The organism is Streptomyces sp. CoH27 (genome assembly GCF_020181035.1).
Classification (GTDB): domain Bacteria; phylum Actinomycetota; class Actinomycetes; order Streptomycetales; family Streptomycetaceae; genus Streptomyces; species Streptomyces camelliae.
Map to the genome: position 1 here is coordinate 78,168 of NZ_JAIQYY010000051.1, position 11,759 is coordinate 89,926.

The window sequence follows — 11,759 nt, forward strand, 5'->3', positions numbered from 1 at the left end:
AGGGCAGACGGACGGGACCGCGCCCATAGCGTCGGCGTATGAACAGTGATGCTTTCCCGGCGCTCGCTGCCGAGGCGGCCGAGCGGCTGGCCGTGCACTGGCGGGCCCTGGCCGCAGCCGAACTCCCCGTGGTTCCGTCCGGCGCGCCGGGTACGACGCTCAAGGCGCTGCCGGAGACGGCCCCCGAGCAGGCCGAGGAACTGACCGAGATCCTCGACGACACGTGGCGGACGATCGTGCCGCAGCTCGTGCACTGGCAACATCCGGGCTTCCTGGGCTACTACCCCACCAGCAATTCCCCCGCCTCGGTACTGGCCGAGTTCGTCACCGCCGGGCTGGGCGTACAGGGCATGATGTGGGCGACCTCGCCGGCCGCCACCGAGTTGGAGCAGCGGGTGTGCGACTGGCTCGCCCGGGCCCTGGCCCTCCCCGAGCACTTCACGCACGCCTTCGGCCGCGGTGGCGGAGTGATCCAGGACTCCGCGTCCTCGGCGGTCCTGGTGGCCCTGGTCGCCGCGCTGCACCGGGCCTCGCGAGGCCGCTGGCGCGAGCACGGCACCGAGAGCCGCTACCGCGTCTACTGCACCGACCAGGCCAACTCCTGCGTGCCCAAAGCCGCCCGGATCGCTGGGATCGGCGAACCGGTCCTGGTCCCGACCCTGCCTGGCACGCGCACCATGGACCCGGCAGCCCTCGCCCGGCGCCTCGACGCCGACCGGGCTGCCGGCCTGGTACCGGCGGCCGTCGTCGTGACTGTCGGCACCACCCTCACCTGTGCCGCCGATCCGATCCCCGAGATCGGCCCGGTTTGCCGGGAGCGCGGCACCTGGCTGCACGTGGACGCCGCCTACGCCGGCACCGCCGCCCTGTGCCCCGAACTCCGCCGCGTCAACGAGGGACTGGAATACGCCGATTCCCACGCCGTCAACGCCCACAAATGGATGCGTACCGGCACGCCCTGCGACGTCCTGTGGGTTGCCGACCGCCGCGCCCTCACCAACGCGATGAGCACCGACCCCTCCTACCTGCGCAATCCCGCCACCGACTCCGGCACGGTCGTCGACTTCAGGGACTGGCAGATTCCGCTCGGCCGCCCGATGCGTGCCCTGAAACTCTGGTACGTGCTGCGCGCCCACGGTCTCGAAGGGCTGCGCACGGCCATCCGCCACGACATCCGCCTGGCCACCCGGCTGGCACGACTGGTCGAGGACGAACCCGGCTTCCACCTCGTCGCCCACGCCCTGGGCCTGGTCGTCTTTCGCCGCGACACTGACGAACAGACCCGCGCTCTGGCCGCACGCATGGCCGACGACCCCACTGTGCTGTGCACGCCCGCCACCGTGGACGGGCAGCCCGTACTGCGCGCCGCCGTGGGATCCCCATACGCCGACGAGGCCGGCATCCTGCGGGCATGGACTACCATCCGCGCCCACGCCCGTACGGCCCGCTGACTCGTCAACACCGACCCAGCCCATCGACGCCTGGTGGTTGCCGTCCGCCGTCGTGGTGAGGTCGGACGGCAACCACCCGGACGGGCGGACACCGATGCCATCGATCAACTCGCCACTCACGCCGACCTGCTCCACCCAAGGACCCGGCAGCCGTCGCCGACCCAGGGCTCGTCGATATCGGTGTCGGCTTTCGCCCACGCCCATCAACTCCCCCTGTCCCCACCGAGCCCGGGCTCGCTCCCGCGAACATCAACGGAACCACCGATCAGAGGACACGGCGATCTGCACGGCAGGCCGCGACACTCGATGGCCTGGAGTGCCGAAGAGCGTGTCTGAAAGATCGTGCAAGTCCGTGATGTGACAGGCTGGCCGGGGCGTCTGACCTGGGCCTTCGGCCAGCCGGGACGGGGTGATGGCTAGTGCTCTGACCGCATAGGTTCGCCGGGTCGTTCAGGCCGCGGCGGCGAGGGGGCGTCCGCCCCAGCGGATGCCNCTAGTGCTCTGACCGCATAGGTTCGCCGGGTCGTTCAGGCCGCGGCGGCGAGGGGGCGTCCGCCCCAGCGGATGCCCTTCTCGCTTCGGATGCGGGCACGTTCCTTGCGTTCGGCAGCCAGGACGTCGCGGTGGCGGGCGTTGGCGTTGCGCCAGCGCAGGTAGGCGTGCAGGGCCCGGGTCTGCACGGTGTGGTTGGGGTGGTTGGAGTTGGCGATGGTGAACTGCCTCAGCGGCCCGAAGTGGGCCTCGATGGGGTTGGCCCACGAGGCGTAGGTCGGGGTGAAGCACAGTTCGACCTTGTTCTTCTTCGCCCAGCGGCGGATGTCGGTGCCCTTGTGTGCGGACAGGTTGTCCAGGATCACGTAGATGGGGGCGCCGTCGGGCCGGGCGGCGCGGATCGACTTCAGCGCGGCCAGCGTGTTCCCGGCGCCCTTGCGACGCCGGTTGACGCCCCACAGGGTGTCGTCGCCGACCGAGTAACAGCCGTGGAAGTACCGCACGCCGTGGGTGCGGTGGTAGGTGGCGGGCAGCCGGTCGGGGCGTTTGCGTTCTGCCCAGCCGGAGCCGGCGGTGGGTCGGATCCCGAGCGGGCCGAACTCGTCGAACGCGAAGACCCGGTCAGGGAAGCGGTCCAGGACCTCCTCGATCCGGTCCAGCTTCGTCTCGCGGTCGGGGTCTGGCGACTCCTTCCACGTCTTGGTTCGCTGGAAGGTGATGCCGCGGCGGGCGAGCAGGCAGCGTAACGCCTCGCGGCCGATGAGGATCACCCGACCGTGCACTTTCCGCAGGTAGGCGACGAGCTTGCGCAGGGACCAGCGGGTGAAGGGCTGGCCGAGCTTGGTGGGGCGGGTGGTGGCCGTCTGGATGACGAAGTCTTCCTCGTCAGGGCTGAGTCGGCGGGGACGGCCTCCCGCCCAGCGAGGGTCCAGGCAGGCCAGGCCGATCTCGTTGAACCGATGGATCACATCGCGCACGGTGTCCTCGTCGGCCTGGACCAGCTGGGCGATCACCGGCACCCGGTTCCCGCCGGCCGACGCCAGCAGCATCATCGCTCGCCGGTAGCGCACCGAGCTGGTGCTGCCACGGCGCACGATCTGCTGCAGCCTCTGCCCCTCCTGGTCGGTCAGTCTGCGAACACGGACAGGCTCGGCCACCGCACCTCCAGCAGTCGGATCAGACGTCACCACACATCCAACCGCCATGACCACCGACCCGGCGAACCTATGCGGTCACAGCACTAGNCAGTCGGATCAGACGTCACCACACATCCAACCGCCATGACCACCGACCCGGCGAACCTATGCGGTCACAGCACTAGACAAGGCGATGCCCCTGAGAGCCGGGTCCGGTGTCACCGACCGGCGCTACCCTGAAGGGAGTTGGCGAGGGGTCAGTTGGTGGGATCGGGGGAGGCCGGGATGACGGATGACGCAGACGGTGACGTCCTGTCGGCGCCCGGTGTGTCTTCCGCACTGGAGGGCATGGCCTCGGACGAAAGGGCTCGGGCCATACGCGCGCTGACCTCGGCGTCGACCGGTAACAAGAGGTTGCTCAGGTTGGCGACTACCCCGGACCAGATCCGGGGGATCATCCAAGCCCTCATGGCGGTAGACATCGGACGACAATACGAGGATGCCCGGCAGCAGTTGGTGCAGACTGCGGGCGAGGTTCACAACGTCTTCATCGGGGGTTACGAACCCACGGTTACCCCGGCGCCCCAATCCGCTGTGGACAAACCAAGCCTTGCCGAGCAGCGGCAGAACTTCCACTTCGAGTTCCTGAACCACTCGCTGAAGCAGGCCGAGTGGACGTTCCGGCTGAGCGTGTGGTTCATGACGGGCGGGGCGGCGGTCATCCTCATCGGGGCCGTCCTGGCGCTGCTGCACGCGGGCAGTCCGAGCCACGGTTACGTGCCCCTGGTGACGAGCCTGACGGGTGCGCTGATCACGGTCGGCGGCGGTGCGCTCGCGGTTCACGCTCGGCGTGCCAGGGCTCACGTAACCGAGCAGGCCCAGCGCATCGAGGACAAGATCGACGCTGACCACCAGCTTGAAACCGCGACGACCTTCATCGACCGCGTGAGTGACCCGGAAGCCAAGGACCGGCTCAACGCGGCTGCCGCGATGAAGGCATTGAACATGCAAGCGAATCAGACGATGGTGAACCGCTTGCTCCCCGGCGAGCAGCCCAAGGAAATCGAGCCCGGCGACACCGCCGAGTGAGCCTCGGACGCAAGCCGGACATCACTTCCCGTGGCTGCGCTCAACACCTCGCGTGACAGGCAGGACACCCGGGAATCTGAGACCAAGCGACATCGGCGCAGCCCAGCAGCGCGGGGTGGTCGCATTCAGCTTGCTCCATCTGCGGATACTCGCGGAAGAACCGAGCGACGGCAGCCTTCCTGGCCGCCGCATCCCTTACGCACATTCCTCTGCCCCTGCCTCTGCTCACACGAGATTGCCCCGAGGGCGTCCGCTGGATGAAACTCTTCCCGGGGCGGGCGTCGAACGCAAGCGCCAAGGTCGACAGCTGACACCCCCCGGCTCCGGAGTTTGTGAGGCGTGACAGCCTGGCACCGAATTCCGGGACAGCCCTTAGGTTCTCGCGCAGTGCGGCGGACGCTTTGTCCGGCACAGTCTCGTTCATCGGTGCCTCCACGGCAGCGACCGTACCCCGGCAGTGCACCATGGTGTGTGCCCAAGAGGGCGCGGACACCGGAACCGGCCGAGACCGAACGCTTTGGTGCACAACACGATCGGGTCCTGCCCCTGGCTGCACTGCGGCCTGGAGGGTGTGTTGCCGCCTGAGCGGAGTGCCCTTGCGCACCCGTGGCTTGGCCCTGCGTTCGTGGGTCCGCTGTCCCGCTGTCCGGGCGGTTCCTCTGGATGGCCATTGGGACTTTCGGCCCGGTCACTAGAAACTAGACAGCTTCTCGTCAGAATGACGTAAAGTGGGGGTCGGGGGCAGGCCGACGCGACCGACGCTCCGTCACTCTGAGTTGTCTGGAGGCCTGCTGTGGAACCTCACTCCGCGAGTGAACTGATCGCCGCATTCGATTCCGACTCCGAGGCCAGCATCCAGGCCAAGAATGCATTGATTTCTGGAGCGCCTTTCGAGATCTGGCTCGAGCCCCTTCCGGCGTCGAGGCTTCGAGGCATCCTTCGCGGGAGGGTGAGAAGCCTGCAGCGGCGTGGTAAGCCGATTGTCGGGGTTGCTGAATGCCTTGCGAGTCTTGCCGAAAAGGGCGAGCAGGGACTTCTTGTGGCCTACGTGGACGATCGCGAACGAGCCGGATACCTATTTCCCCTATACCTCGATCCACAACCGCTCAAAGTGGTCGGATGCCTAGGGTTTGGCTCCTCCCCCGAAGGTGACCCCAACGCCGGTCCCGAGTAACACCCCAGGGAGGGGAAGCCTCACAGTATCCCACCGGGATCTGTTTCCGGTGGGGCCGCCGTAGTGCCTGACGGCAGTAGTTGACGGCAACGTCAGCGGACCGGGGCTGCACAAAGTGGCGGATCGTCGCTGTCGTCGGGCTCGGCGGCGGTCTCGGAGAGGTTGCCGAGGGCGTGGCCGAGGAGGCCCATGCACGATGCGGGGCCACTTCCGCCCAGCGCGTGGGCGGCTGGACGGAAGCGATGCGGTCCCCTTCGTCCATATTCGGCTGTGCTGGAGCCCGGCGACGACGCGGTTCACACCCACACCGCCCTGGCAGCCCACCATCCGCCATCCGGCCGGATCACCCTGCACCCCGGCCCGGGCACCACCAGCGACACCGGCCTGGCTCACGACCTTCTCGCAGCCTGGGCAAACCGCCCCTGCTCCCGGGCCGCTTCCTCGCCGGCCGTCAGCCCGCCTGGGAAGCGGCCACCGCCTGGACCACCGCCCTGCCCGTCGCCCGGCTGACCGTCCTGCGCGCCCACCGCCTCACCGTCCGCCGCACCGAACGCCTCCTGTACCTGCGCGCCTCACCGGCATCCGCCTGACCCTGGTCTGCCACCGCCCCCACCTTCCTGCCGCCGTGCACCAGGTGCTGCAGACGACCGACCACACCATCACCACCGACTTCCAGGCCGCTTGCCGCCACTACTACGGCACCACCGCCGCCGAACCCCCACCCGCCAGTGCGTCCGCCCGGCCCGCCAACCGGTGGCTCACCCTGCCCGCCGTGGACCGTCTCGTCTCTTACGACAGCCCCGCCCCCTGCGCTGCCCCGTGCACGCCGCCGCCGATGGTTCCCGGACCGGGGGTCAGTCCGTCCGCCGGCGCGGCGCGGGGGAGCCACGGCAGCCGGGCGCCGGGCGGCGGGACCGGTCCGACCGGTGTCGCGCCCACCGGACGCGGAGCGGCCCGGCACCGTGTTGCCGGTGCCGGGCCGCCGGTGTGTGTCGGTGTTTCAGCCCTGGCGGGCCTTGAAGCGCGGGTCCTTCTTGTTGAGCACGTGTGTCACGCCGTGCCGGCGGACCACCTGGGCGCCGGGCTTGTTCTTGAGCGAGCGCAACGACTTGCGTACCTTCATGGCCGTCTCCTTTCCGTGCGGTGGAACCGGGGACGTCGTCGACGGCACTGCCGTCAACGGCCGGCCCGAGTGGTGCTTCCGTAGCGCCGCTCGAACCGCTGGATTCGTCCCGCTGTGTCGACGACGCGGGAGGTGCCGGTGTAGAAGGGGTGGCTCGCCGACGAGACCTCGACGTCGACGACGGGATAGGTGTTGCCGTCCTTCCACTGGACCGTGTGCTGCGCGGCGGCGGTGGACGGGACGAGCAGTTCGAAGCCGGCCGCGCGGTCGCGGAAGAGGACGGGGCGGGAAACGGGGTGGATGCCATGCCTCATGACGGTGTCCTTCCTGGGTGCCCCTGTCGCCCGGGGCGCCGGGCGTCTGGGGCGGGGGTCAGCGTTCTTCGCGGAAGAGGACGTGGGCGCCGGCCTTCGGGTCGTACTTGCGCAGGACCAGCCGGTCGGGGTCGTTCTGGCGGTTCTTGCGGGTCACGTAGGTGACGCCGGTGCCGGCAGTCGACCTCAGCTTCACGACGGGCCGCGTGGTGCTGCGTGCCATGAGGTGCCCCTTTCACGTGCACCCGAGCCGGTTGACCCGGGCATGTCAGGCAAGACGTACAACGGTATCCGCCGGCCCCGCATTCCCGGCGCCGGCGGACCTCAGCGCGTGACGAGCGCCGCCCTGGTCCGGGCGGCCCGCACCGCCGCCGAAAGGCTTGCGATGCCGTAGGCACCGTGATGCCTGCGCCCGTTCACGAAGAAGGTGGGCGTCCCCGCCACCTGGCTGAGGTCTGCGGACTCCACGTCCTCGGCGATGCGCGCCAGGACCCTGGAATGCCGCAGGTCCCGCTCGAAGCGCTCCACATTCAGGCCGATGTCCCCGGCGGACCCGCGCAGGTGATCGAGACGCAGCGCGCCCTGGCGGCTCAGCAGCCGGCCGTGCATGTCCCAGTAGCGTCCCTGCGCGCACGGCCGCGGCGCCCTGTGCCGCCAGCTGCGCGTGCAGGTGGATGTCCGTGAGCGGCAGATGCCGCCACACGGGGAAGACCACCGGAGCCGTCCCACGATCCGCCACCGGTCCAGGTCACTCCCGGCGTCGCCGCCCGCGACCTGGTGCAGCCGGCGCGGCCAGACCTTCTCCCGCTCCCAGTACAGAGCCTGGTCCCACCACCGGCACACCACCGCATACGCCAGGCCGAACACCCGCTCCGCCTCCACCCCAGCCCGCCCCGCACCCCGCGTCACCCCTGCCCGCCGCCGACGCGCGGCCACGACCTCCGGCAGGCCCCGCAGATCCAGTCCCTCCAGCGGCTGGTCGGCGTCCGCGTCCAGTTGCCACCGGGCATGCCGCGCGCAAACCCGGTCCCACCGCTGCGCGTAGCGCACGACCCGCGCCCCGGCCCCGCAGCGCCGTGCCGCGCACAACCGGCAACCGAACGCACCGGCCCTGGGGACCGGGCGGACGGCAGCCGAACGTCCGACGCACCGCGGTCGCCGCGGCATCGAGCGGGCCGCGGCGACCGGTTCCCGGGCGGTTCCTCACACCTGGGGTACGCCTCCGGTGGCGGGGGTGCGGGTCGCCCGCAGGTGCTGGGCGAGCAGGGCGAGGGCGCAGAGGGCGGCGACCGTCGCCGCGTAGGTGACGAACGTGTCCTGCAGGCCGGCGTGCGTGGCGGCGATGCCGGCGATCACGGCCGGGATGCTGAAGGCCAGGTAGGAGATGACGAAGGCGACGGAGAGCAGCTCGCTGCGTTCGGCGGGGCGGGCTATCCGGGCCAGGGTGCCGAAGCTGGCGAGGGCGGAGCCGCCGAAGCCGACGCCCGCGATCGCGGTTCCGAGGGCGGCCGCGGTCAGGGAGTGCTCCTCCACACCGGTCAGGGCGACGGCCGTGCCGACGAGGAGCAGGGTCGCGCTGACGGCGAGGGTCCGTCCGACGGGCCAGCCGCGCAGGGCGAGGGCGGTGAGGAAGGCCGGGCCGGTGAGCAGGGTGACCACGAGTCCGCCGACGACGTGGCTGGAGAGACCGAACAGGCCGACGGCGACGGACGGGCCGAGCGAGAGGTAGAGGCCGCCGAGCGCCCAGCTCGCGATGAGGATCGGGACCAGGCTCAGCAGGTCGGCCCGCAGGTGGGAGGCGACCCGCAGGCGGGGCTGGAGCGAGCGGGCGGCGCCCGGGCGGCGCAGCGAGGTCTCGGGCAGGGCCGACAGGAGGGCGCCGGCCACCACGAGGGCGAGGAGCAGCAGCACGTAGACGAGACGGGTGGGGTGCGGCCCGTACTCGATGAGGAGCCCGCATCCGAGCGAGCCCAGTCCGAGTCCCAAGGTGGGCGCGGTGCCCGTGACGAGGCCAGCCCAGTGCGGGGCGTGCGCGGGGTTGAGGTCGGACAGGGCGGCGCCGAGCGTGGTCATAGCGGCCCCGGTGGCGATGCCCTGGATGAAGCGTGCCGTCAGCAGCAGGCCGACGTTGCCCGCGGTGAGGAACAGGACCATCGAGACCGCTTCGAGGGCGATCGCGGAGAGCAGGACCGGACGGCGGCCGAGGTGGTCGGAGAGGGCGCCGAGGATGAGCAGCGCCCCGATCATGCCGAGCACGTAGACGGCGAAGACCGTGGTAAGAGTGGTGGCGGAGAAGTGCCATTCCTGCTGGTAGACGACATAGAGCGGGGAGGGCGCGCTGGAGGCGGCCATGAACAGCACGAAGACGACCGCGAGGGAGGCGAAGGCGACGGGACGGCTCAGCCGTCGTCGCCTCTCCTCCGGTGGCGCCACCCGGTCGGTGGGCGGCAGGGAGGGCTGGAGCTGGGACGGGGCGGGACCGGACACGACGCGACTCCAAAAGCAGTGATCGATGCGTTTAGGACGCTACCACTAACGCAACGATCGGTGCGATAATTTCCCCATGGCTGACTTGTCGACCCAGGTACGTCCCGGCGGCCGCTCCGCGAAGGTGCGGGCGGCCGTCCATCGCGCCGTCGCAGAACTCCTCGCCGAGGAGGAAGCGGAGACACTGACCCTGCCCGCCGTGGCCGCGCGCGCCGGCGTGCACCCCACCACCCTGTACCGGCGCTGGGGGTCCACCGCCCAGCTACTCAACGACGTCGCCACCAGCCGCTTCACCGACGACCTGGTCGTCCCCGACTCCGGCTCCCTCGCCGGCGACCTCCAGCGCTGGCTCGCCGACGTGGCCACCGACGTCGCCGACCCGGACACGCTTGCCCTCATGCGGGCGACGATCGGCTCCGGCCCGGCAGGCGGCTGCGCCTGCGTCGAGGACCGCCACCGCCAGCTCGGCGCGATCATCCGGCGCGAACAGGACCGCGGGGGGACGGCACTCGACGTGGAGACCGCGGCGGACTTCCTCCTCGGCCCGCTCTACTATCGCGCCATTTTCACCCCCGAGCCCGCCTCCGCCGACTGGGCCCGCACACTGGTGTCCACCTATCTGGCGACGCTCCGGACGCCCTGAGCCGCATACGGATCGCGGGGGCGCGGCGTGGCACACGCACATGCGTCTCGCCTGGGCGGCCCCTTCGGCATGAGGCGCAGCACCCCCTGGACAGTGAGCCTCCGTCTTGATCGTCTGGCTCCGGTCATGTGATCGCCGCCGCGGTGATGTTGTTCCATCGGCGGTGGGCCTCAGTGGCCTGGTGCCGGTGGTGACGGCGCCAGGCGGACCAGTGCTGCAGGCGGTGCGGCCCGTCGTGCCCGAGCGCCTCGGCGAGGGTCCAGCAGTTGCGCCGCTCCAGCTCCATCAGCATGCCCTGCGTCATTGCCGGGCCCAGCATCCGCGAGTCCCCGGTCACCGCGTTGTCCGATGTCGCGGCGCCGGCGCACGATCGCTCCCCACCACCTGCCAAGGACGCTGCTGCCGAGGACAGCACCGACGTGGGCGAGCCAGGGGCGCCCGAGCCTGCGTCCCAGTTCCCGGCCGAACTCCCCGCCGGGAGGAAAGGGCCGGATGCGCTCGGCGCCGCTGTCGCGCCACACCATCTCCACCACGACCGGGTCGAGCAGGACCTCGGCCGGAGCGACGGCCTCGGGGAAGACCGCCGGCTCGCGGGCCACCGCCCGCCACCAGCACAACCGCAAACCGGCATCCCTGCCCGCCAGTTGATGCAGCCGCGCGGGCCGGACCCGCTCTTCCTCCCATTCCAGGGCCATGTCCCACCACTGGCACACCACCGCCTGGGCGGCCGCGAACACCGCCCCCGGCGCCACCCCTGCAGCGGCGGCCCGGCGAGCCACCGCCGGGCCGCCGTTGCTGCGCCGAGGTGATGGCCGGGCTGCCGGCCAGGCCCAGGTGTTCCAGGCCGTGCCCGTCGCCTGCACCCAAAGCCCGGCGCCGGTGGCGCGGGCACACCCGCTGCCATCCGTCGCGGTACCGCATGACCACCACCTGCTGCCCAGTGCGCCGGGCCGTGCACAGCCGGCAGGCGAAGACGACGGGGGCGGTGCGCCATGACTCCCAGCTGCCAGCAAGCTTGGGGCCGCCCGCCCCCGGAGGATTCGGTGAACGTCGCCCCTCCGGTGGTCCAGGCAGGCAGGGCGCGTTCCAGACCGTGCGGGTCGGTACGGCACATGGCTTCCAGGAGGTCCTGAACCGGCGCAGTCGAGCAGGACTTCGGCATCGGGCCGCACGCCACCGGTGCCGGGAGAGTGAGGGGCATGGTTTCTCCACGCCATGACGCCCGCAGATCGGCGACCGGCATTCCCTACCGGGCGGCGACGCGGCCCATCAGCGACCAGGTGGTCTGCGCCGGGAGCGGAGCGATTCGTAGAGCACCGGCCTGCGGCACGGTCCTGCCCCTCGCCCTCGGATGCCGTGCCGCTGTCCAAGATCACTGCTCATCGCAGGGCGCGGCGCCGGACCGCCTGACACGCTGCCATCCGCACCGACTTGCCGAAGCTGTCGTGCGGCCACCTTCCGCCCCGCACGATCACACCCGCGTCCTTCAACGACACGACCGCGCTCGGGGGAACGCCGCAGGCCGTCACCACCACGGACTTCCCCCGGGGCTGTCGACATGGCGCGCCGCACCCTGGCCGCGCCAGCTGGTGACGCAACGAAACATCGCGGCGCAGTTGCATGACCGTCCGCGTGGCAGCCGGGGCGCCGCAGGGTCTACGGCTGCGTCGGCCCCTGCGGCGGACACGCCCGACCACGTTCGCGAGATCACCGAAGCCCTGGCTCCGGGTGCTAAGGAGTCGTCGATGCGCGATTCGGATCCGCTATGTCCAGGACGGATTCAACTGATCGTCGCAACACCTTGATCGGGAGGTGGAGCGATGGGCTCTGTGGAGCGGCACAAGCAGGTT

9 protein-coding genes and 1 pseudogene are annotated in these 11,759 nt (G+C 70.7%); 3 read left to right on the forward strand and 7 right to left on the reverse strand.

Features of this window, described 5'->3' with window-relative positions:
• The first annotated feature begins 38 nt into the window (after positions 1–38).
• Entirely contained in the window at positions 39–1,451 is a 1,413-nt protein-coding gene (locus tag LE548_RS42640) for a pyridoxal-dependent decarboxylase (protein WP_225102425.1), read from the forward strand.
• A gap of 527 nt (positions 1,452–1,978) precedes the next feature.
• Here LE548_RS42640 and LE548_RS42645 read toward each other — a convergent pair.
• The gene (locus LE548_RS42645; protein WP_308031103.1) at positions 1,979–3,100 is read right to left on the reverse strand and encodes an IS630 family transposase; all 1,122 of its coding nucleotides are present in this window, start codon (positions 3,098–3,100) and stop codon (positions 1,979–1,981) included.
• Between the two features lie 264 nt (positions 3,101–3,364).
• Here LE548_RS42645 and LE548_RS42650 point away from each other — a divergent pair, with 264 nt between their 5' ends.
• Positions 3,365–4,168, forward strand: a complete 804-nt coding sequence (locus LE548_RS42650; RefSeq protein ID WP_225102427.1) for a hypothetical protein — start codon at positions 3,365–3,367, stop codon at positions 4,166–4,168.
• A 2,174-nt stretch (positions 4,169–6,342) separates the two neighbouring features.
• Here the strand turns inward: LE548_RS42650 and LE548_RS42655 are convergent.
• From LE548_RS42655 to LE548_RS42680, 5 genes and pseudogenes are all read right to left on the reverse strand, one after another.
• Positions 6,343–6,465: a ribosomal protein bL36 gene (locus LE548_RS42655; protein ID WP_225102428.1), complete on the reverse strand. Its 123-nt coding sequence runs from the start codon at positions 6,463–6,465 to the stop codon at positions 6,343–6,345.
• A 53-nt stretch (positions 6,466–6,518) separates the two neighbouring features.
• A complete protein-coding gene (locus LE548_RS42660) occupies positions 6,519–6,779 on the reverse strand; it encodes a type B 50S ribosomal protein L31 (protein ID WP_225102429.1) in 261 nt (86 codons plus the stop codon).
• Between the two features lie 58 nt (positions 6,780–6,837).
• The gene (gene rpmG, locus LE548_RS42665) at positions 6,838–7,002 is read right to left on the reverse strand and encodes a 50S ribosomal protein L33 (protein WP_225102430.1); all 165 of its coding nucleotides are present in this window, start codon (positions 7,000–7,002) and stop codon (positions 6,838–6,840) included.
• Between the two features lie 101 nt (positions 7,003–7,103).
• Positions 7,104–7,482, reverse strand: a pseudogene (locus LE548_RS42670) (DsbA family protein); the annotation flags it as partial.
• A 500-nt stretch (positions 7,483–7,982) separates the two neighbouring features.
• On the reverse strand, positions 7,983–9,266 hold the full coding sequence (locus LE548_RS42680) for an MFS transporter (RefSeq protein WP_225102431.1): 1,284 nt from the start codon (positions 9,264–9,266) through the stop codon (positions 7,983–7,985).
• A gap of 76 nt (positions 9,267–9,342) precedes the next feature.
• On the opposite strand from LE548_RS42680, the gene LE548_RS42685 reads away from it, so the two are divergent.
• Positions 9,343–9,909, forward strand: coding sequence for a TetR-like C-terminal domain-containing protein (locus LE548_RS42685; RefSeq protein WP_225102432.1), 567 nt, complete (start codon positions 9,343–9,345; stop codon positions 9,907–9,909).
• Positions 9,910–10,033: 124 nt separating this feature from the next.
• Here the strand turns inward: LE548_RS42685 and LE548_RS42690 are convergent, their stop codons facing one another.
• Positions 10,034–10,246 carry a hypothetical protein gene (locus LE548_RS42690; protein ID WP_225102433.1) on the reverse strand — a complete coding sequence of 71 codons (213 nt, stop codon included), beginning with the start codon at positions 10,244–10,246 and terminating at the stop codon, positions 10,034–10,036.
• Positions 10,247–11,759: the final 1,513 nt, after the last annotated feature.

Excerpts from the sequence above, each read along its gene's own strand:
- LE548_RS42640 (WP_225102425.1), top strand. The coding sequence starts at position 39 with ATGAACAGTGATGCTTTCCCGGCGCTCGCTGCCGAGGCGGCCGAGCGG.
- LE548_RS42650 (WP_225102427.1), top strand. The coding sequence starts at position 3,365 with ATGACGGATGACGCAGACGGTGACGTCCTGTCGGCGCCCGGTGTGTCT.
- LE548_RS42655 (WP_225102428.1), bottom strand. The coding sequence starts at position 6,465 with ATGAAGGTACGCAAGTCGTTGCGCTCGCTCAAGAACAAGCCCGGCGCC.
- LE548_RS42660 (WP_225102429.1), bottom strand. The coding sequence starts at position 6,779 with ATGAGGCATGGCATCCACCCCGTTTCCCGCCCCGTCCTCTTCCGCGAC.
- rpmG (WP_225102430.1), bottom strand. The coding sequence starts at position 7,002 with ATGGCACGCAGCACCACGCGGCCCGTCGTGAAGCTGAGGTCGACTGCC.
- LE548_RS42685 (WP_225102432.1), top strand. The coding sequence starts at position 9,343 with ATGGCTGACTTGTCGACCCAGGTACGTCCCGGCGGCCGCTCCGCGAAG.